Origin of the sequence: Myxococcus faecalis (assembly GCF_050039385.1) — a bacterium.
Taxonomy (GTDB): domain Bacteria; phylum Myxococcota; class Myxococcia; order Myxococcales; family Myxococcaceae; genus Myxococcus; species Myxococcus fulvus.
On sequence record NZ_CP144336.1, the window covers coordinates 1,376,929 to 1,398,575 of the forward strand.

The 21,647-nt window shown below is 72.0% G+C and carries 14 protein-coding genes; 4 read left to right on the forward strand and 10 right to left on the reverse strand.

Annotation, left to right across the window (positions count from 1 at the left end; translation table 11 throughout):
• Positions 1-202 precede the first annotated feature (202 nt).
• A complete protein-coding gene (locus VZQ01_RS05260; RefSeq protein WP_426747043.1) occupies positions 203-4,246 on the forward strand; it encodes a serine/threonine protein kinase in 4,044 nt (1,347 codons plus the stop codon).
• Between the two features lie 11 nt (positions 4,247-4,257).
• Here the strand turns inward: VZQ01_RS05260 and VZQ01_RS05265 are convergent, their stop codons facing one another.
• Together VZQ01_RS05265 and VZQ01_RS05270 are read right to left on the reverse strand one after the other, a co-directional pair.
• Positions 4,258-4,767, reverse strand: coding sequence for a hypothetical protein (locus VZQ01_RS05265; protein WP_426747044.1), 510 nt, complete (start codon positions 4,765-4,767; stop codon positions 4,258-4,260).
• 72 nt (positions 4,768-4,839) lie between these two features.
• Entirely contained in the window at positions 4,840-6,405 is a 1,566-nt protein-coding gene (locus VZQ01_RS05270) for a sigma 54-interacting transcriptional regulator (protein WP_426747045.1), read from the reverse strand.
• A gap of 214 nt (positions 6,406-6,619) precedes the next feature.
• On the opposite strand from VZQ01_RS05270, the gene VZQ01_RS05275 reads away from it, so the two are divergent.
• Positions 6,620-7,387, forward strand: coding sequence for an RNA polymerase sigma factor (locus VZQ01_RS05275; RefSeq protein ID WP_267696976.1), 768 nt, complete (start codon positions 6,620-6,622; stop codon positions 7,385-7,387).
• Here VZQ01_RS05275 and VZQ01_RS05280 read toward each other — a convergent pair.
• Together VZQ01_RS05280 and VZQ01_RS05285 are read right to left on the reverse strand one after the other, a co-directional pair.
• Positions 7,323-8,684, reverse strand: coding sequence for a TAXI family TRAP transporter solute-binding subunit (locus tag VZQ01_RS05280; protein WP_223785068.1), 1,362 nt, complete (start codon positions 8,682-8,684; stop codon positions 7,323-7,325). The genes VZQ01_RS05275 and VZQ01_RS05280 overlap by 65 nt on opposite strands.
• A 60-nt stretch (positions 8,685-8,744) precedes the next feature.
• Positions 8,745-10,187: a hypothetical protein gene (locus tag VZQ01_RS05285; protein ID WP_408891022.1), complete on the reverse strand. Its 1,443-nt coding sequence runs from the start codon at positions 10,185-10,187 to the stop codon at positions 8,745-8,747.
• A 395-nt stretch (positions 10,188-10,582) separates the two neighbouring features.
• On the opposite strand from VZQ01_RS05285, the gene VZQ01_RS05290 reads away from it, so the two are divergent.
• The gene (locus VZQ01_RS05290) at positions 10,583-12,589 is read left to right on the forward strand and encodes a COG1470 family protein (RefSeq protein ID WP_223752213.1); all 2,007 of its coding nucleotides are present in this window, start codon (positions 10,583-10,585) and stop codon (positions 12,587-12,589) included.
• A gap of 67 nt (positions 12,590-12,656) precedes the next feature.
• On the opposite strand, the gene VZQ01_RS05295 is transcribed toward VZQ01_RS05290, so the two are convergent.
• From VZQ01_RS05295 to VZQ01_RS05310, 4 genes are all read right to left on the reverse strand, one after another.
• The gene (locus VZQ01_RS05295; RefSeq protein WP_426747047.1) at positions 12,657-13,583 is read right to left on the reverse strand and encodes a TolB family protein; all 927 of its coding nucleotides are present in this window, start codon (positions 13,581-13,583) and stop codon (positions 12,657-12,659) included.
• A 147-nt stretch (positions 13,584-13,730) separates the two neighbouring features.
• Positions 13,731-14,543, reverse strand: coding sequence for a LytR/AlgR family response regulator transcription factor (locus VZQ01_RS05300; RefSeq protein ID WP_223785066.1), 813 nt, complete (start codon positions 14,541-14,543; stop codon positions 13,731-13,733).
• A gap of 275 nt (positions 14,544-14,818) precedes the next feature.
• Positions 14,819-15,949, reverse strand: a complete 1,131-nt coding sequence (locus tag VZQ01_RS05305; protein WP_426748931.1) for a sensor histidine kinase — start codon at positions 15,947-15,949, stop codon at positions 14,819-14,821.
• Positions 15,950-16,112: 163 nt separating this feature from the next.
• Positions 16,113-17,771 (reverse strand): M14 family zinc carboxypeptidase, encoded by a 1,659-nt coding sequence (locus tag VZQ01_RS05310; protein ID WP_408891025.1) that lies wholly within the window; start codon positions 17,769-17,771, stop codon positions 16,113-16,115.
• Positions 17,772-17,850: 79 nt separating this feature from the next.
• Here VZQ01_RS05310 and VZQ01_RS05315 point away from each other — a divergent pair, with 79 nt between their 5' ends.
• Positions 17,851-18,309 (forward strand): YaiI/YqxD family protein, encoded by a 459-nt coding sequence (locus VZQ01_RS05315; protein ID WP_141325926.1) that lies wholly within the window; start codon positions 17,851-17,853, stop codon positions 18,307-18,309.
• A gap of 10 nt (positions 18,310-18,319) precedes the next feature.
• Here VZQ01_RS05315 and VZQ01_RS05320 read toward each other — a convergent pair whose 3' ends face one another.
• The gene (locus VZQ01_RS05320; RefSeq protein ID WP_426747048.1) at positions 18,320-19,777 is read right to left on the reverse strand and encodes a glycoside hydrolase family 6 protein; all 1,458 of its coding nucleotides are present in this window, start codon (positions 19,775-19,777) and stop codon (positions 18,320-18,322) included.
• Between the two features lie 196 nt (positions 19,778-19,973).
• Entirely contained in the window at positions 19,974-21,647 is a 1,674-nt protein-coding gene (locus VZQ01_RS05325) for an amidase (protein WP_426747049.1), read from the reverse strand.

Here is a 21,647-nt window from a genome sequence, read left to right on the forward strand (position 1 = left end):
GACTCCCACCGCGGCAAGATCAATATCGGCGTACATGGGGCCCTCCGGGACCGGGCGGGGCGGCGTCCATCGCCGTCCGGCGCTCCCTGCATATCAATCCAGCCCGGCGCCTGCACGGGATGTCGTCGGGGGCGGGGTGGTACAACCCTCCCCGCACGGCGTTCCGGCGGGGCCCGGACGCGCGCGCGCCCGGGGACCACCGATGCGCGAGGACGACGAGGCGGAGCTGCGAGCGGTGCTCCTCGAGGGCCTGCTGGCCGACGACGAGGTGGAGTCCCTGCGGGCGGCCGTCGAGCGCGAGCAGAAAGGCCCCCTGGACCTGCTCCATGCCCGGGGGCGACTGTCCGAGGCCACCCTCGCCTCCCTCCGGAGCGCCTCGCGGGCCGCCCTCCAGGAAGCGCTCGTGGGCCCGCCCACGGTCCAGGTCGGGGCGCCCCGCCCGCTGGAGCCCGAGGCCCTGGAGGCCGAGCCCCCCTTCCCCGTGCCGGGCTGGGAGCGTTATGCGCCCATCCGCTTCCTGGGCCAGGGCGGCATGGGGCGCGTCTTCCTGGTGCAGGACCTGGTGCTGCGGCGGCTCGTGGCGCTCAAGTTCGTGAAGGACGACGAGCCCGGGCGGGTGAGGCACTTCGTGGCGGAGGCGCAGGCCCAGGCGCGCGTGGAGCACGAGCGCGTGTGCAAGGTCTACGAGGTGGGCCAGGTCCAGGGGCGCGCGTACATCGCGATGCAGTACGTGGACGGCCTGCCGCTCCACCAGGTCGCGAGCCAGCTCTCCGTCGAGCAGAAGGCGCTGCTGCTGGCGCAGGCCGCCGAGGGCGTACACGCGGCGCACCGGGCCGGCCTCATCCACCGCGACATCAAGCCGTCCAACATCCTGGTGGAGCGCACGGCCGACGGACAGTGGAAGCCCTACGTCCTGGACTTCGGGCTGGCGCGGGCGCCGGGCGAAGGCGTCACCGCCACGGGGGCCATCCTGGGCACGCCGCACTACATGGCGCCCGAGCAGGCGCGCGGCGAGGTGAGCCAGCTGGACCGTCGCGTGGATGTGTACGCGCTGGGCGCCACGCTCTACGCGCTCCTGGTGGGCCAGGCGCCCGTGCCCGGGAGCAACGCGCTGGAGGTGCTCAGCCGCATCCCCACGGAGGAGCCCCGGCCTCCGCGCGCGCTGGCGCCCGAGGTGCCCGCGGACCTGGAGGCCATCGTCCTCAAGTGCCTGGAGAAGGAGCGTGGGGGCCGGTACGACTCGGCGCGGGCGCTGGTGGAGGACCTGCGGCGCTTCCTCGATGGGGCGCCGGTGCTCGCGCGCTCGACGGGGCCGGGCTACCGGATGGCGCGGCTGGCGCGCAGGTACTGGCGGGGGCTGACGCTGGCGGCGGTGGTGGGGCTGGTGTTGCTGCTCGCGGGGGTGCAGGCGGTGCTCGCCCGACGCGAGGCGGACGTGCGCGAACATCTTGCGCGCCGCTTCTCCGAGCTCGCCGAGCACGTGGAGGCCCGCGCCCGGTACACCGCCCTGGCGCGGCTGCACGACACGCGGGAGGAGCGGCGCACGCTGGAGGCGCGCCTGGAGGACATCGCTCGGGAGATGCGCGCGGGAGGCGAGCGCGCGCTGGGGCCGGGCAACGAGGCGCTGGGACGGGGCTGGTTGGCGATGGGGGAGCCCGGGCGCGCGAAGGAGGCGCTGGAGGCCGCGTGGCACCACGGGACGCGGACGCCTCGCGTCGCGTGCGCGCTGGCGCTCGCGCTGGGGCAGCTCTACCAGGAGCAGCTGCGCGCGTCCGAGCACCTGCCCGCGATGGAGCGGCAGGGGCGACGCAAGGCGCTGGTGGCGCAGTATCGGGAGCCGGCGCTGGAGTGGTTGAGGAAGGGCGGCGACGTGGACCTGCCCCCCGCCGAGTACGTCGCGGCGCTGCTCGCGTACCACGAGGAGCGCTACGCGGACGCGTTGGAGCGGCTGGATGCGTTGGGTGAGCGGCTGCCCTGGTTCTTCGAGGCGCCGCTGCTGCGGGGGGACGTGCTGGTGGCGCGCGCCACGAGTCATTGGGATGCGGGGCGGCGCGAGTCCGCGCAGGAGGACCTGGACGCGGCGCGACGGGCGCATGCCCGGGCCGCGTCGCTCGCGGAGAGTCTGCCGGAGGCGCACCTGGCGCTCGCGGGTGTGGAGCAGGTGGCGCTGCGCATGGGGCTGTATGGCCAGGGGGACGTGACGCCCCACCTGGAGCGGGCCTTGGAGGCGTTGGAGCGCGGGCTCACGGCCTCGCCTCGGCATGTGCCGTCGTTGGTCCGCAAGGCCATGCTGCATCGCAGGCTCGCGGAGTATCGCGGCAGACAGGGTGGGGATGTGCGGGCGCCACTGGAGGCCGCGTTGAAGGCGGCGCGCGCGGCGCTCGAGGTGGAGCCGAATCGCAGCGAGGCGCGGCAGGCGCTCGGGTTGGTGCTCTGGCAGGAGGCGCGGCTGCGGCAGGCGCGCAGCGAGGACCCTCGCGCGCTGCTGCGTCAGTCCATCGAGGCGTTCGAAGGGGTGGCGCCGCGGGAGCGCGGCTACGACTATCACGCCAACCTGGGGCTCATCTTCAAGGTCTGGGCGGACCATGAGGACGCGGTGGGCGAGGACTCGCTCGGCAACCGGCAGCGCGCCATCGAGGCGTACCGCACCGCCATCGGCATCGACGAGTCGCTGCCGGATGCGTGGATCAACCTGGGCAGCGCCTGGTTCAAGCGCGCGTCGAATCCGCGCAGCACCACGGCGGATGAGGATCTGGAGCGCGCCCGGGAGGCGCTGGAGAAGGCGCGGAGCCTCAACCCGCGCAACCTGGTCAGCCACTTCTACGAAGCGCAGGTGCATGCGCTCCGCGCGGCGCGCGCGCGTGACTCGGGCAAGGATGCACGGTCCGCGCTGGACGCGGCGCTCGGTTCGTATCGAAGCGCGCTCGCGCTCAACGCCGAGGTGCCGCAGCTCCACGGTGGCGTGGGGCTGGTGCACCTGGAGCGTGCTCGCGATGCGTGGCAGCGAGGAGAATCCCCCTTCCCTGCTGTCGACGAGGCCCGTGAGGCCTTCGTCCGGGCTCGCGCGCTCGCGCCGAAACAGGGGCTGACGTACAGCAACCTGTCGGAGGCGCTGGCGGCTCGCGCGGCGTATCGGCTGGAGCTCGGGGAGGACCCGCGCGAGGACGCCCAGGCCGCGAAGCGCGAGGCCCAGGCGGCGCTCGCGCTCCAGCCGGAGCTGTCGACCGCGTGGGCCAACCTGGGCCACGCCGAGCTGCTGCTCGCGACGTACGCGTGGGAGCGCGGCCTGGGGTTCAGCCACGCACGCGTGGCCCCCCTGCGCGACGTGGTAACGCGCGCTCCACGCGATGCCTCTGCGGTAAACCACGCGCGCGAAGATGCGGTGCAAGGCGCGGCAACGCGCGCTCCACGCGAGGCCCCTGCGGTAAACCACGCGCGCGAAGATGCCTTGCAAAGCGCGGCAACGCGCGCTCCACGCGAGGCCTCTGCGGTAAACCACGCGCGCGAAGATGCGGTGCAAGGCGCGGCAACGCGCGCTCCACGCGATGAGCATGCTGCGAACCACCCGGGCGAAGATGCGGTGCAAGGCGCGGCAACGCGCGCTCCACGCGATGAGCATGCTGCGAACCACTCGCCCGAGGCTGCTGCTCGCGACGCGGCCCAGCGCAATCCGCGGGACGCCCTTGAGGTGGTCCACCCGCTCGAAGCCGCCGAGCTCGCGCTGCGCGAAGCGGTCACGCGCAATCCCCGCGATGAGGAAGCCCTGCGCTATGTGGCGAAGGCCCGACGCCTGAGGGCGCTCGTATGGCGAGGGACACGAGGCACAGCCCCCCTCATCGCGAGCCCTCCGCCCTCCGGCCTCCCGCGGGAACAAGAGGCGGTCTTCACCGAGGCGGCGCAGGCGCACGAAGCCGTGCTCGCCCTCAGCGCGCGTCCCCATGACGACCGGCTCGCGCTCGCGCGACTCCTCATGGACCACGCCCTCGCCCGACATCTCGCCGATGCCTCACCAGGCGACGCGCTGGAGAGAGGCCGCGCGCATGCATCCGCGGTGCTGAAGGTGCGCCCCGATGACCTCGAGGCGCGCGCACTGCATGCGGCGCTGGAACTCCTGCGCGTGCGCTCATCGCCCACGCAGCCCCTCGATGAACAAGCGCGGGCCCGTGAGGCCCTGTCGCGCGCGCTGGTGGCCCGCCCTCGACTCGGGCGGACCTGGGTGCCCCTGCTCACGACCTCACCGCGTTGAGCAAGCGGTCCTCACCCCTCCTCGGGCTCGCCTGGATCCCTCACCACCTCCAGCTCTCCAGGCTGGCCCTCTCCCGTGCCCGAGGACACCCGGAAGGGATAGTCCATCCACCACGCCTTGGCCGAGACCTTTGCGCACCACGAAGGCCTGTACCAGGAGTCCAGCTTGACGATGTCCGACGGCTCCCCCTCGAACAGGTGACCCGAGGGGTCACCGTCGAAGTGGATGGTGGCGTGCGACACGTCCTCAGCCAGCCGGAGCTTGAGCCACTGCCTCCGATGGATGCAGGAGAAGGCGGGCGTCACCGGCTCCGGCCCCCGTCCGATGGTGATGGTGCACACCTCGTCCGGCGCGATCTTCGGACACAGTCCGTGCACCAAGGTGCAAGACACCTCCCGCAGCTTGGAACACTCGACGTCCTGCGCCTGCGCCCCCGTCTCGAGGACCTCCTCGGGCGCGGCCTGCTCCGGAGCACACCCCATTCCCAGCCACATCACGACTGCCATCCCATGCAACTTCATCACGCGAGCCTCCTCACGTCGTTCGACTGAATGGAGCGTGGCCGCGAGAGCCCGCCACGCCGGATGACGCCATCACTCGGCGGGCCCGAGCCCCAGCTCACGGACCCGCCGCTGGAGCGCGCGCCGGGAGACCTCCAGCCGTCGCACCATCGCGTCCAGGTCCCCCGCGCACTCGTGGAAGCAGCGAGAGATCTCCTCCGCGCTCACGTCCTTCACCGTGCGGATGTGTGGGCTGCGGTCCACCAGGTTGTAGAGCGACGCCCGGGTGATGCCGAGCCGCTCCGCCGTGCCCTTCAAATCCCACGAGCACTCCCGCAGCGCCTCCAGGAGCTCCCGCTCCGACACCTCCGCCGGCTTGCGGCGCGTCAGCGCCACGGGCTCCTCGCGCCTGCCGGAGCCCAGCTCCGCCTCCAGCGACGCATCCACCTGGAGCCGAGGCTGCCCCCGACTGCTGATGACCAGCTGCCGGACCACGTTGCGAAGCTGGCGCACGTTGCCGGGCCACTCGAAGTCCAACAGCCGCGTCGCCAGCGACGCGGGCAGCCACGGCTCCGCGTAGGGGTCCTCGGGCTCCAGCCGCCACGCCTCGCCCAGCGACTCCAGCTCCAGCCGTGCGAAGTGATGGAAGAGCAGCGCGATGTCCTCACGCCGCTCCCGCAGCGCCGGCATCTGGAGCGTGTAACCGGAGAGCCGATGCAACAGTGGTGCGCGAAACCGCCCCTGCTCGATGAGCTCCTCCAAGGGCGCGTCCGTCGCGGCGACCAGCCGCACGTCCGTGACGACGGGCGTATGTGACCCCACCGGGAACACCTCCCCCGTCTCCAGCACGCGCAAGAGCGCCACCTGCACCTCCGGCGGAGCATCCCCCACCTCGTCCAGGAAGAGCGTGCCGCCATGGGCCGCGCGGAAGAACCCCTCGCGACTCTGCGACGCACCTGTGTAGGCCCCGCGCTGCGCGCCGAACAACTCCGAGGCCGCCAGCTCGCGTGCCAGCGTGCCCAGGTTGACGCTGATGAACGGCCCCCTGCGACGAGGACTCCGCTGATGGAGCGCCCGGGCGACCAGCTCCTTCCCCGTGCCCGTCTCCCCCCGCACGAGCACCGGCACCTCCAGGTCCGCCACCTGCCGCACGCGGGTGCGCACGCGGCCCAGGGCCAGGCTCTGCCCCACCATGCCCAGGGTGTCCGCCGAGCGCTCCGCGTCCAGCGCCACGCGATGCAGCAGCACCACCACCCGCCCGCCCAGCTCCAGCGTCACCCCCGCCGCGAGCACCTCCGGCCGGAAATCCCACGCCCCCCCGGGCACACCTCCGACCACCACGGACGTGCCCTCCGCGTCCACCTCCAGCCGGAGCCCGCCCTCCGGACGCGGCAGGAAGCGCAGCGGACGTCGGCTCAGGAACGGGTCCGCCAGCGGTCGCCCCACCCCCTCCCCCACGCGCGTGAAGAGCGGCTCGTTGCGCGACAGGGCCACCTCACACCCCGCGAGCAAAGCCTCCATCACGTAGCGCTCCCCCACCCTCGACGCGAGCGGATGGGAGACCAGCGTCAGCGCCGGCGCCAGGGGCGCGGACTGGGAGTCGCCGCCACGCCGCGGGGGGCTGGCGGTGGAGACATCATCGAGGAATCGCTGCGACATGAGGGGGACGCTCGGCGCCGGAGCCGGGGTTCTCCTCCAGGCTACACCGAGGAGGCCCGGGTCGAGTCTGACGCCAGCCTCCCCGGGCCTTCGGCTGACATGTCAGCGCCCGACGCTGACATGCCAGTCCACGCCTCCGGGCGCCGCCGTCCGAGGGACAGGCGTGGGCATGGCCGTTGCTCAAGGGGGCCTCACACGCAGGGGTGAGCCCACGGTGAAGACTCTCAACGAAACGACGTCGACCCGCTTCTGGGAGCTGTGGCGGCAGCACCAACCGAGGCTCCTCGCCAGGAGCGTGCGCCAGCTCGGAGGCAACCACGCCGACGCGGAGGACGCGCTGGGCGCCGCGATGCTCCGGGCCGCGGAGGCCTGGCCCCGCGAGTCCCACCGCCTCCACAACCCCGAGGCCTGGCTGACGCGCATCCTCCACAACACCTGTGTGGACCAGCACCGCGCACGGGCCCGCCGCGCGGACGACCTCACCGACGACACGTGCACCGAGGCCACGGCCCCCCTCCACGCCCCCTCGCCCGAGCACCTCCTGCTCGAGCGCGAGCGGGCCCGGCTCCTGTGGCGCCACGTCTCCCAGTTGCCGGAAGCCCTGCGCCAGGCCTGCGTCATGCGCTTCGAGCGGGACCTGGATGGACGCACCATGGCCGCACAGCTCGGGCTCACCCACGTGAACACGCGGCGGCGCCTGATGCGCGCCTGTCAGGTGCTGCGCGTGGCCATGACGGGAGGCGTCGACCGAAGCACGCAGAGGGGGCCAGTCCCCCGTGCCCCCGTTACGCGCGTGACGGGCGCGGGGCTGTCGCCGGCGCCGGGCGGGTGGAGCCCCGAGCCGGGGCCGACACCTCGCGCCCCCACGACCCCGGGCGTGGCGCCCACGCGAGCGCCCCGCGCGAGGTCCGAGCCGACTACGCGCTGGCGGAGTGCGCGTGCGCGTCCGCCCCGTCCCGCCCACCGGAGAGCCGACGGATGAGGCGACGGCGCACCACCTCGATGTGCTCGCGGAAGAAGTAGAGGTTCTCCGCGTACGCCAGCGGCATGGGGATGCGATTGACCTCGCGCTCCGCCTCCTCCAGGCGCTTGAGCATGTCCTCGAGCATCTGCTGCCCGGGGTTCTCATCGAGCTGGATTTCAATCTCCTTCAGTCGCGCATACCAACGCACGATGCGCGAGCGCATGCGCCACTGGTACACCGCCGGCACCGCCCGGAACAGCGGCACCACCACCGCGATGATGGGCACCAGCATCACCCACAGCCGGTCCACCAGGTTGGCGGCCCAGAACGGCAGGTAGCGCTGCAGCAGGGGGACCCCCGCCTCGTAGTAGCGCTTCGCCTCATCGCTGAGCGGGAAGCCCGTCTCGCGGGGCGCGGGGAACTCGGCCGCGCCGTCCAATAGGCCCGCCTTGCCGTGGACCTCGCTGGCCGCGCGCATCAGCAGATACGCCAGCGCCGGGTGCAGCGAGTCGCGCGCCACCAGGTTCGCCGTGGGCGCGATGACCACCACGTCCTCGGCCGGCACGTCCGAGGCCAGGTTGAACACACCCCGGGGCAACACCAGCCGCGACAGGTACGGGAAGCGCCGCGCGTACGCCGCGCCCCGCGTGAAGCTCAACAGCCGGATGCCGGGCACCGCCGCCAGCCGGTGGATGGCGGGCGACTCGGCCGGAGAGATGAGGAAGATGGCGTCCACCGTCCCCTGCTTGAGCTGCTCGATGGCGGCCTCGCGCTCCAGCGGCATCAGCTCCGTGGGCGCCTCGTCGATGCCGTTGGCCTTCAAGAGCGTGACGGCGAGCGCGCGCGTGCCGCTGCCCTCCGGCCCCACCGCCACCTTGCGGCCCTTGAGCTGGCGCACGTCCTCCAGGGGCTCACCCCGGTAGAACACCCACAGGGGCACGTAGGACAGACTGCCCAGCGACACCACGTTCCCCGCGGCCTCCCCCGCCACCGTGCCGCTCTGCACGAAGGCCACGTCCACGCCCGAGGACTCGTCCGCCAGCAGCGCCACGTTCTCGATGGAGCCCTTCGTCGAGCGCAGCTCCAGCTTGATGTCGTGCCTGGCCAGGAAGTCCTGGTACTTCCGCGCGTAGTAGCGGAAGCCGCCCTCGTCCTGGGACATGGCCAGCACCAGCGTCTTGGGCGGCGCGGGCTTGATGAAGTGGAACGCGGCGGCGAAGGCGACGCCGATGAGGAGCAGCGCGGGGGTGAGCGTCAGCCACAAATCCCGCCGGAGCGTGCGCCGCAGGTGCTGCTTGAGGGAGTCCGCCGTCATGGTGGGCGCGGAGTATAGACATGCCTCCGCGCCCACATCCGAACCTTGGTGGACCGAGGACTACGGGCAGTCAGCCGGGCAGACGGTGGTCGTCTCCCACGGCTGGCACGTGGCATCCCCGCACGAGGCGTTCAGGAACGTCTCCAGCACCGCCTTGCGGTGGGGCAGGAAGACGTTGGTGAGCGCCGGGGAGATGCGGTAGCGCGGGCCGAACACCCCCGAAAGCGGGTCGAACTGCTCACCCACGTGCACGAAGCCGCCCGACGGAGGCCAGACGAGCCCGCCGCCCAGGTTCGCGCCGTTGCTGTTCTCGTGGCAGCCGGCGCACGACAGCGCCATGGAGCGCGCCACCACCTGCTGCGGCGTCAGCGTGCTGCCCGCCGCGGCAATCGCCGCCTGGACGTTGGTGTGGAAGGGGCTGGGGCCGGGGCCGAACTGCGCGACGTACTGGTTCTCGAACACCCCCACGTGGCTCTGCCCGCTGTTGAACGCGTCCGGGATGGTGTTGTTGAACAGGTTGATGTCATTGACGGCCAGCGCGGGCACCTGTCCGGGGAACAGCGAGCCCTGGAACGTGGGCGCGAGCGCGTGGCCGGACGCCGGGTTGAACAGCGTCCCACCCGGGTTGACCTTCACCGTCACCGGGACGAAGCGCAGCTGGCAGGGGGTGGCGCCGCACATCGTCCGGCGCACGCTGAACTCACGCAGCGTCCACGGCCGCCCGATGAACTGGTTGGTGCGCACCTGCCCCGTCGCCACGCTCCCGGAGCGGTTGCCGTAGTTGTCGATGTGCACCACCGGCATGACGCCCGCGCCCGGCAGGCCGTTGAAGTAGAAGCCCTGCAGCGCGGCGATGCGGGACGACAGCGTGGTCATCCCCGTCAGCGAGGCCCAGAAGTTGGCGACCGGCTGACAGCCATTGAGACCCGCGGCGGGGTTGGGGTTGGGCAGCACCGCCTCGAAGATGAGCAGGTTGCGATTGCCGCCGCCCGGGATGCCCGAGCGCTTGCCGAAGACGATGCGGTACTCACCGCAGTCGCTGCCCGACACCGGCGCCAGGTCGAAGCGGTTGACCAGCGCCAGCGGGATGTACTCGTCGGGGTTGGTGCCCGGGTTGATGAAGGGGTTGACGAACGCCTGGTTCGACTCCGGCCGCGGACACTCGAAGGGGAAGGTGTTGAAGACGGGCAGACAGCCCGGGGGCGCCTGCGTGCTCCACCAGTCCTGGAAGAGCGCCAGCGGCGTCAGGCCCGCGACCCCCGACTGCGTCACCAGCTGCGTCATCACCCGCAGCAGCGTGAAGTTCCTCACGATGGCGTCCTCGGTGACGATGAGCGACGCCCGAGGGTCCACCGTGATGGCCATCGCCGACGGCCCGCTCGGCAACGGCAACATGCCGATGCCACGACGCTCCGGATGACGCGCCGGGTCCGCCTCCACCACCTCGGGCACCGGTGACTCGGGCTCCACCGCCGCGTCCCCACACGCCGAACCCAAGGCCAACAGCGCGCACACCACTCCCACGCGCCAGCTTCCCTGGCGCATTTCAAACATGCGTTGCATTCGCGTTCTCACACCCGCGCGGACGGCCGCGCCCCCTGCCAGGGATGAGCAACTCCGGCCCCCGCCGGAATCACGACTTGGCAAGATATGCCGTGATTACACGTTTATACATTGTTCATTGGCATAAATCCACGCCAACCCGCACACGGGGTGACGCGGGAGCAGTGCCATCCCGAAGACGTGAAACACCTCCAAGGTGGGACGGGCGACAGACGCGCGGGCGGGTCGTGCGGGCTCTGGGCGGGGGAGATGCACAGCATGATGCGGGGTGCCGGAGACACCAGCACTCGCGCGGAGAGGGGACGCCGCGCCGGGTCATCGAGGGGGGAACATTCATGGACACGACACGACGCGCCGTGCGCGTCCGCGCGAGCTTTCATCTGGCCATCCTGATGACCTGTCTCGTCGGCTGCGGCGGCCACCTGGAGTCACCCGACACATCCGGGGGGGAGGCCGTGGACCAGCGCGTGGAGTGGGCCTATCAGGACTACTACCGCGTGGACCTCGGCCCCTCGGGCGCGCTGGCCAGCAGCCGGCTCAGCCATGGGACGGTGTTCGTCCCCATGCTGCGCCCGGGGACGCACGCCCCTGTCCTGGGGCTGGATGGAACACCGCTGCGCTACACGTGTGGTGTCACGTTCATCTCACCGCGCCGGGCCATCACCGCGGCGCATTGCGTGGATGCCACGAACGTGTGGTCCCCCGCGAACCAGCTGCTCGAGGTCCGCATGTATGACCCCATGCGCAGCGACGAGGTGGGCTGGGAGGCCACTGCGCGGAGCCTGTCGGGCACCTTCCCGCGCTATCGCAAGACACCGCTGGGGCCGGGCTACAGCACGACGTCCTACGGCTGCCGCGTGGTGGCGCGCTGCGGAGGGCCGTATGGCGACTACCGCTGCCCCGCGGCCTTCCCCCGCGCGGACACCGCGCTGCTCGACTGCGGAGATTCGAGCCCCGGCTGTCGCTATGACTACCTGGGCGTGGCCGGGTCCGAGGGCGAGGGCCTCCCCGTCTCGATGTCGTGGACCCACGAGGTCTACACCATCCCCGCGGACCGGGGCTCCGACCTCTGGCGCCACTACACGCGCTACGCCGGCCACGAGCCCACGCTCAACTACCACTACTACGACGCCCACCAGCTGCTGCCGCTGCGCTCCACGCCGTGGTCCCCCTCCGGCCGCCCCCGCGTCTCGCTGGGCGTGACGTCGACGGGCACGGACGCTCGCCTCACCGAGCTGCATGGCTGCCACGGCTCTTCGGGCGCGGGCATCACCCAGCGCAACACGGCGCTGGGCACCGAGGAGCTGCTCGGGCCCGTGGCCGTGTGGGATTCGTGGGTGTTCCTGGCGCACGACTACGACTTCCTCTGCGAGGACCCCGAGCGCACCGCGCGCGGCCCGGGAGACGCGGGGCTGGGCTACGCGCGGCTGGCCTTCACGCGCAAGCTCGTGGAGTCGAGGAGCGCCTCGGATGTCTGCGATGCCCAATCGCCCGGCCTGTTCCCCAACCTCCACCTGTGGCTGGAGCACGATGTCTGGCTATTGCGCCGCGCCCCGCTCACGCCGCAGGCTTTCCCCAAGCCCTGGCCCTGCGTCGAGGCCACGTGCTCCGCCTGGGAGCGCGTGCGCTTCCCCAACGAGCCGCTGGTGCCCGTCGGGCGGAGCAGCCCCCTCTCGCTGCCGCCCGCGCGGGTGGTCTCCGGCATGAGCTATCGCGTGTCGGTCCGCGTCCGCGCGCTGGAGGCCACGCCGCCGCGAGTCACCCTCACCCTGGGCGGCCAGACGCTCCTGCGCGGAGCCAGGCCCCAGAGCCGTCCGGGCGAGGCCGCGGGGCTCGTCGCCACCACCTTCGTCGCGACCAGCGGAGGCACGCAGACGCTGAAGCTCTCGCTGGAGGCGGACTCCGGCGCCGCCGCGGTGACGGAGTGGGTCGTCGTCTCCGACACGCTGGCCCAGGGCTTCGAGTACCGCTCGCAGCGCGTGGGGGTGGGCATCCTGGAGCCCGGAGCGTCCGTGCCGGTGCCGGCCACGTGGACCCGGGGTGAGACCTCGCGCTTCGCGTCGCTGCTTCGCGGCGGACAGCGGTGGGTGGCGACGCGGCAGGCGCTCGTGCCGGGGCGCGGCTGGGCCGTGGCCTTCGACACGTCGCGCGCCACGCGGGGGATGATGTGCGGCTTCATCACCGCCGACGGGCGGGAGCCACGCATGCCGTGTGACGCGGTGGCGAAGCGGGTGCGCGCCAACTTCCAGCTGGGCACCGCGCAGCCCGTCGCGTTCTTCGTCGACCTGCCCGAGGGCCACCCCGACGTGGCCCTGGACAACCTGCGCCTGCAGTCGCGCTGAGATGCTCGCGCGGGGCCCTTCCGCCCGGAAGAGGGATGACTCCGGGCGGAGGCGCTCACGCGGTGGCTCAGTGGCTCACGTCGCAGGTGCCGTCGTCGGACAGCAGCCCGCCGACGCGGACGTGGTAGAGCTCCCCGGGGACGAACGGCTCGTACTGGTGGCGCACGAAGTAGAGCGTGCGCTGGTCCGGCGAGAGCGTCGGGTGGTACTCGTCCAGGTCCGTGTTCACCGTCGGCCCCAGGTTGCGCGCCGGCTGCCAGCCACGCCACGTCTTGCGGGCGACGTAGAGGTCACCGTAGCCGTGGCCATCCGGGCGGGCGATGGACGCGAACAGCAGCGTCCTGCCGTCCGCGAGGACGTTGGGGTTGAACTCCCAGGACTCGGTGTTGATGGCGGGCCCCAGGTTCTCCGCGGGGCCGTAGGAGCCGTCGTGACGCGGGCGCGAGCGGTAGATGTCCCAGCCGCCGTAGCCGCCCTCGCGGTCCGAGCCGAAGTACAGCGTGCCCTCGGCGTCCACGCTCGGGTAGAGCTCGTCGGCGGTGCTGTGGACCGCGGCGCCCAGGTGGCGCGGCTCGCCCCAGCCGCCATCGCGGCGACGCTCCACCACCCACATCTCCACGTCCGCGCGCGGCTGGCCGTTGACGGGACGGATGGAGGAGAAGAAGAGGCGGCGGCCGTCGGGGGAGACGAACGGGTCGATGTCCGAGTGCACCCCGGAGAAGGACGCGGGGCGGGGCTGCGTCCAGCGGCCGTTGCGCCACTCGGAGAAGACGATGGTGGCCTGACGCGTCTCGGGGAAGAAGCCGGCGCTCACGCCCCAGAACGCGGTGCGCCCGTCCGGCGTGAAGGCGATGCGCCACTCCTCCTGCTCGGGCAGGGAGATGAAGCCGGGGGAGAGCACCTCCGGCGTGCTGGGCGCGGAGGCGGAGGCGGACGTCACGACGGACAGCGCGAGCGTCGCGAGCAGCGTGGGGATGCGACGGGACGACGACATGGTGAGCTCCTCTCGGGTGTGGCGAAAGGAGCCGGGCTCGCTCTCGCCATGGCCGTAGAGGTACAGGGTGCCCGCTCACCTGTCCGGGAAGCGGGGATGAAGCGAGGGGGGCGCGGGATGGATGGCGCGCCACCAGGGACGGCGCCTTCAGCGGGCGCTGTCGCTTCCCAATCCCAGCGCGGCCTCGACGCGCGCGCGGTGACTGCGACCGGTGCGCACGGCGGTACCGCTCGAGCCGAGCACCAGCAGGTACTCCCCCTGGGACAGCGGCTCCGCCTCGCGCACCTGGTCCAGGTTCACGAGCACGGAGCGGTGCACGCGCAGGAAGCGCCGTGTGTCCAGGCGCTCCTCCAGGTGCGTCAGCGTCTCGCGCAGCACGTGCTGCTCCGCGCCCACGTGCACGCGCACGTAGTTGGCCTCGGACTCGACGTGGGAGATGGCGGAGCAGTCGACGAAGCGGATGCGACCGTCCACCTTGACGGGCAGACGCCGCAGCGGGGCCTCCGCCAGCGCGAGCCCGGACAGGAGCGCCTCCTGCCGAGCCACCGCCTCGCCTCGACGCACCAGCCGCACCTGCTGGCGCGCGCGGGCGAGCGCGGCGCGGAAGCGCTCCTTGTCATAGGGCTTGAGCAGGAAGTCCAACGCCTGGGCCTCGAAAGCGCGCACGGCGTGCTGCTGCCACGCGGTGACGAAGACGACCACGGGCAGCGACTCGGGCGGCAGCGCGCGGAGGACCTCGAAGCCGTCTCCCGCTGGCATCTCGACGTCCAGCAGCAGCACGTCCGGCGAGGACTGGAGCACGCCGCGCACGGCCTCCGCGCCGCTGGCGGCCTCGGAGACGAGCTCGACATGCGGCTCCGCGGCGAGCAATGCGCGCAGGCGCGAACGGGCGAGCGGCTCGTCATCCGCGAGCGCCACGCGAAGCACGGACGGCTCCACCGCTTCACCACCGCCCATCATCACCCAGCCCTCCCGGACGCGCGCTCCATCACGACACGCCGACGCGCGGCTCTCATGCGGCCACCCGCTCCGGCGAGCGCCACGCGAAGCACCGACGGCTCCACGACCTCATTACCGCCCATCATCACCCTGCCCCCTCCACGCGCGGCCCTCCTGCCGCCACCCGCTCCGGCGAGCGCCACGCGAAGCACCGACGGCTCCACGACCTCTTTGCCGCCCATCATCACCCTGCCCCCGGAGGCGGGCTCCATCACGCCCCCCCCCACGCGCGGCGCTCATGCGGCCACCCGCTCCGCGCCGGGCGCGTCATCGAGCGGAACCCGCAGCTCCACCACCGCGCCGCGAGGCGTCCCCGCGCGCAGCTCCAGCACGGCACGAGGCCCGTACAGCGTCGCCAGCCGGGCGCGCAGGTTCGACAGCCCCACCCCGCCACCTCGCGGAGGGCCGCTCACGGGGGGGCCCATCCCGTCATCGCTCACGCACAGGCGCAGCAGGTCGCCCTCCCGCTCAGCGGAGATCTCGATGCGCCCGGGCTCCGCGCGCGGCGCCAGCCCATGACGGATGGCGTTCTCCACCAACGGCTGCAACGCCAGATACGGCACGCGCGCATCCAGCACGTCGGGCCCCAGCCTCCAGGCGACCTCCAGTCGCGGCCCGAAGCGCGTCTGCTCGATGTCCAGATACGGCGCCAGCGCCTGCTGCTCCTCGCGCAGCGTCACCTCCTGCCGCGCATGGGACTCCAGGCTGTGGCGCAGCAAGTCCCCCAGGCGCGCCAGCATCTTCTCGGCGGCGTCCGGGTCCACGTGGACCAGCGAGGACACGGCGTTGAGCGCGTTGAAGAGGAAGTGGGGGCGCAGCTGCGACGCCAGGGCCTGCAGCCGCGCCTGCGCGAGCTGCGCCTGGAGCTGGTCGGCGCGACGCTGACGCACGTGCGCGCGGCGCGCCAGCCCCAGCGCATGCGCGCCCGCCGTCAGCAACACGAAGGGCAGCAGGTTGTTGACGACGCTCTGCGCGAGCACGTCGAGCACCTGCGGCGTGCGCTCGTACCAGCCGATGAGCTCCTGCGTGAGCACGACGAAAGTCGCCCGCCCCAGCACGACGACGAGCAGCGCCCCTCCGTGGAAGCCCAGCGCCCGCCGCAGGGGCCCCCGCGACAGGGGCACCCGCTCGGACAGGCGCAGACACATCACCGTGATCGGCACCCACAGCAGGGAGCTGGCCAGCGACATCCGCCACAGCGCCCCCTCCACGACCTTCAGCTCGCCGATGCGCTGCAGCAGCTGCGTCTGGCTCACGGAGATGAGCGCATCCGCGAGCCACCACCCCAACGCCCCGAGCCACACGGCCCAGGACGGCAGGGGCTCCACCTCATCCACTCGGGGACGAACCGGCTCCGCGTCGCGCATGCGCACGGAGGCTAGCCATCTCCCGGGACCGCTTCCACGTGCCCTGGGATGAACCGCGCCACCTCAGGGATGAACGGCGTGCCCCCCGTCAGGCGGGCACTCCAGCGTCGCGGTGACGTTGCCACCCTGCTGGACCCCGACCCGCGTCAGGGCCCTTGGGGCCTCACTCCGCCTTCTTCGGCGCGGGAGCGGGGCTCACCACGCGGTGCACGGGATAGTAACCGCCCACCTCCAACAAGGTGTCCAGGAACTGCCACCGGCAGAAGCCATCATCGGAGTGCGGCTCCAGCAGGTAGACGGCCAGCGTGCCCGCGCGCTGCGCGGTGGGGACGCGGAGCGTGCCCTGGGCGAACTCGCGCTCGCCGCGCTCGGGCGACACCGTCAGCACCGTCTCGAAGCGCACCGGCTTGGGCTTCTGGCTCAGCGGCACCTCCGCCTGCCCCGGCGGCGGCACATTGGCGGCCACGTCCGGGCTGAAGGTCTCCTCGCGCCGGGCGATGCGGTAGCTGTCCACCAGGAAGCGCTGCGCCTTGGGGAGCACCTCGAAGCGGATGCCCTGCGACTCCAGCCGGGGCGCCAGCTCCGCGGGCACCAGGTACGCCTCCGGCGTGCTCACCGACTGCGTCGGGATGAAGGTGCGGAAGTGCGGCACGCGGTAGACCTTGCGCTTCTTGCCCGGGAAGCGCCGCTCCGCGACGCTCTTCTCGTCGAACGCCTGGATGCGCGCCAGGTCTCCGGGCTTCACGTAGGCCGGGTAGTCGAACGTCAGCTTCCCCTCCCCGTCCCGCGTGGCCACGCCGTAGTTGATGCCCACCAGCGTCTGCGGATCCGGCGTGGTGCCCCGGGCGATGATGGCCTCTTCCTGCGCCTGGGTGAGCGCGCGGTACGTCTTCGCGCTCCGGGCCGCCTCGCGAATCAGCTCCAGCAGCCACGCGTACATCACCGCGCAGCGGCGCGGGAAGTCGATGTAGCTGTACGTCTCCAGCAGCACGTCCAGCCGGCCGAGCAGTCCCCGGTAGTGGCTGCCGAAGCGCGGCAGCGCCGGGTACGTATGCCAGCCCGAGCTGGGCACGCCCTCCTCGCGGTAGTTGCCGTACCAGAAGCTGTCGAAGCCGTGGCGCTTCTGCACCGCCTGGGCGACGCGGTCCAGCATCTGCCGGTTGTAGTCGCGCAGCTCCTGGAACAGCGGCTCGTTGGAGTGCGACGTGTCGTAGGTCAGGTCGAAGTCGTGGATGCTGCCGTCGGTGGTGTGGCAGTCGATGAACAGCTCCGGCCACCACGTCTGGTGCAGCTTCGCCATGGCGCGCGTCTCCGGCGCCTCCTGCTTGGTGCTGTCGCGGTTGAGGTTCCAGCCCTCGCCGGTGTAGCGCGTGCCCACGCCGCCCGCCGGGTTGACCTGCCCCTCCAGGTCCTGGAGGTTCAGCTTGCGGTTGTTGGGGCTGATGCGGTCATTGCCGTCCGGGTTGAAGTTCGGCACCAGCACGAGCACCAGCTTGTCGAGCAGCTTCTGGCCCAGCCTGGTGAGCGTCAAATCCCGCGCGAGCGCGAGCACCGACTCCTTGCCCTCCACCTCGCCGGCGTGGATGTTGGCCTCCACCATCACCACGACCTTCTTCTGCTTGCGCGCCAGCTCCGGCGTGAAGCAGTTGCGGTCGCTCACCACCAGCGACACCAGGGGCTGGCCCTCGCCGCTGGTGCCGAAGTCCACCCGTCGGGCGAGCTTCGTGCGGCGGCAGAGCTCGTCGATGAAGGCGAGCACGTCGGAATGACGCGAGGTTTCAGCGTGATTCGAGGCTTCGGCGCGGGTGAGCAGCTCGGACATGGGCGCGCATCCGAGCGCCACGCATGGGCGGCGTCAAGCACTTCATCTTCGCGCCTGTCCACGCGAGGATGCGAGCGCCATGCGAATCTGGGTCGACGCCGATGCCTGCCCCACGCCCGTCCGCGACATCCTCCTGCGCGCCTCACAGCGCCTGAAGGTGCCGCTCGTCTTCGTGGCCAACAAGTCCCTGTCCCTGCCCCGCTCGGAGCTCGTCTCCACCGTGCAGGTGGGCGCGGGGCTGGACGTGGCGGACCAGCACATCGCCACCTCCGCCCAGAAGGGGGACCTGGCCGTCACCCAGGACATCCCCCTGGCGGCGCTGCTGGTGCCGCGGGGCGTGGTGACCCTGGACCCGCGCGGCGAGCTGTTCTCCGAGGAGAACATCGCCGAGCGGCTGTCCGTGCGGAACTTCATGCAGGAGCTGCGCGAGAGCGGCGTCGTGACGGGCGGCCCCAGCGGCTTCAACGCCCAGGACCGCCAGCGCTTCGCCGCCACGCTGGACCGCGAGCTGGCCCGGCTCCTGCCCAAGCGAGGCTGAGCCCCGCCCGTCAGGTGCCGTCGATGAGCCGGAGGGCCAGGTCGGGGCTGAACGTGCCCGCGGGCGTGTTCGGCGCGATGCCGCAGTTGCCGTCGGAGTCCCCTGGCACCTTCACCCACAGGAGCAGCTCCGCGCCACCGCCCACCTGGGACGTCACGCCCAGCCGGCGGCCGCCGGGGTTGCACCACTCGCCGTTGTGCCCGTTGCCATTGCGGCTGGTGTCCACGACGAAGGGCTTCGTGTAGCCGTAGCGCGAGGTGAGCGCGGTGTTGACGTGGGTGCCGTACGTCGTCGACTGCGCCGTCGTGTAGAAGTTCGACACGTTGAGCGCGAAGCCGCGGATGTTGCGCACGCCCGCGGACTCCAGCCGCTGCGCCATGGTGTCCGCGCCAATCCAGTTCGCGTTGCCGCCGTCCAGGTAGGCCCAGGTGTTGGGCGCCCTGTCGCGCAGCTGCTCCGTCGCGTAGCGCAGCAGGGCCAGGCGCGTCTGGCGCTCGGGGTCGCTGGGCAGACAATCCAGCTGCGCGACGGCATCCGGCTCGATGATGACGATGGCGGGGCGGCTGCCCAGGCCGGTGACGAAGGCGGAGATCCACGCGCGATAGGCCTCCGGGCTGCCCGCGCCGCCGCCGGAGTGGCTGCCGCAGTCACGCCCGGGGATGTTGTACGCCACGAGCACCGGCAGCTTGTCGGCCGTGTCCGCCGCGCCCACGAAGCCGGACACCGCGGCCGTGATGTCGCCGCTCCAGTTGCCGAACCAGCGCGCCCCCGGCTTGCTCGCGATGGACGTCTGGATGCGCGAGGCGCGCGAGTCCCCGCCGTTGTCGCGCACCCAGACGGCCGGGTTGGAGTGGGGGTCCACGTAGAAGCCGCTCGTCATCGCCACCGGCCCGCCGCCGCCCGGATTGCCTCCGCCCGACGTGGTGAGCGAGACGTTGTCCAGGAACAGCGAGAAGGCGCCCCGCCCGCCCACCTGGAACGTCACCTGCCCCGCCGCCGTCGCGAGATTCGAAGTGAAGGGGAACGTGAACGTGCGCGCCGTGCCATCCAGCGTGATGTTCTGGTCCAGCGGCGCGGTGTACGGCGCCGCGCCCAGCTGCACCGTGGCCCGCACCGTCACGTTCGCCGTCGCGGAGGCGGTGAAGGTCAGCGTGTACGCCTGCCCGTTCGCGAGCGCGATGTGGTCCTGCCCCATGGGCGCGTCCCACGGATTCGCCGTGCCACCCGTGACGTTGACGCGCAGCCGGCCGTTCTCCACCACCGACTGAGTGTTCGGTCCGCTCCACCAGGGCGCGGTCTGCCCGTTGCTGAAATCTCCGTTGACCACCAGCTCCACCAACTCCGCGGCCCGCACGCCTGTCGACTCCGGCGTTGGCGCGGGCGTCTCCGACGAGGACGGACCACATGCCGCCACCAGCGACGCCGCGAGGACGAACGGCACCCAACCCACCTGCGGACGCAGTTGCATGAAACAATTCCTCCTGCCCGGAACCGGATGCCAGGAATTGACGTCCAGCGAATCACGGGCCTGTGGCAGCCTGGAGAGTCCACGCTGCCGCGCCGAGGGAATATGGGCGGGTCTTTCTGGTTTTGCCAGCGTTAATACACACAAGCCCACCAGGAACGATGGGCTTGGCAAATTCCAGGATGTCTTTGAATCGTGCTCAGCGCAGGGCGGTGACATGCACGGCGGGCGTGCGAGCGGCCGTGGCGCGCTCCACGACGCGGCCCAGGCGCAGCAGCAGGTGCTCCTCGTAGGGGCGCCCCATGAGCTGCAGGCCCACGGGCAGCCCCGCGCTGTCGTGGCCGGCCGGGACGGACAGGGCGGGGAAGCCCGTCAGGTTCCCCTCGCGCACGAAGCGCATCAGCGCGTCGACGACGGGCAGGTTCGACTCGCCGTCGGGCAGCGTGCCCTCGGGGATGAGGGGCGCGGTGGTGGCCGTCGACGGGGTGACGAGGACATCCACGCCCGCCATGACGGCGAGCAGCTCGCGCGTCAGCCGGTGGCGATGCCGCAGGGCGTGCACCAGGTCCGTGGCCCGGAAGTGCCTGCCGATGGCCAGGTTGGTGCGCGAGTCGAGCCCGAAGTCCGAGGCGTGCTCGCGCGAGTGCGGCAGCATCGACTCGGCCATCTCGCTGAGGATGATGCAGCTGTGCGTCCAGAGCACGGTGTTCAAATCCGGCGCGGGCACCTCCACCACGGTGGCGCCCGCGGCCGTCAGCGCGCGCACCGCCTCCTTGCAGCGCGCCACCACGTCCGGGGACGCGTCCTCGAAGTAGGGCCAGCAGATGCCCAGCCTCACGCCCGTCAGGTCCGCGCGCTCGTAACCGGACAGGTGATGCGGGGGCTGGCCCTGGGAGACCAGGTCCTTGCGGTCAGGTCCGGCGAGCAGCGCATACGCCGCCGCGACGTCGTCCACCGTGAGGCCCAGGGGCCCCACGTGCCCCACGTTCCAGCACAGGGGCGGCACGCCCGTCTCGGGGATGCGGCCCCACGTCGCCTTGAGGCCGACGATGCCGCACAGGGCCGCCGGGATGCGGATGGAGCCACCGCCGTCCGCGCCGATGCTCAGCGGACACAGGCCCGCGGCGACGACGGCGGCCGAGCCGCTGGAGCTGCCTCCGGTGATGTGGCCCCGGTTCCACGGGTTGCGCGCGACGCCGTGGTGCGGATTCAACCCGATGGGGTTGATGCCAATCTCGTTCATGTTGGCCTTGCCCAGGATGAGCGCGCCCGCGGCCTTGAGGCGCGCGGCCACCGTCGAGTCCACCGAGGCCACCTGGTGGCGGAAGCGCGTGCCCAGCGTGGTGGGGAAGCCCGCCAGGTCCACCTCGTCCTTGAGCACCACCGGCACGCCGTCCAGCACGCTCAGCGCGCGGCCCTCGCGATGGCGCCCGGCGGAGGCCTCGGCGGCGCGGAGCACCTCGTCGGGCTTGCGCGCGATGAACCACCCCATGCGCGCCTCGCCGCGCTCCAGCCGGTCGATGGCCTCGTTCAGGCGACGGGCCACGGAGACCGGGTCCGCGCCGCCCTCGCGGTAGGCCCGGACATACGCGCCCACCGTCTCGCGCTCCGGCGTCACGGGCTGCGCCAGGATGGCGCGCGAGGCCTGCTCCGTGGGGGACTGGGGCTCGGTGGCGGGCGCGCCCGGAGGCAGCGGGTACTGGAGCGGGGGCGCATCACCGGCGGACAGCTCCCGCCACCGGTCGATGCCGCTGTCGCGCACCAGCTTCTCCAGCACGGGTGAGCCGACGGCGCTCTCCAGGGTGTTGACGAACGCCTTGAGCGCCAGCCCCGACACGCGTGGCGCCTTCACCGGGTTGCGTTGGTAGGACAT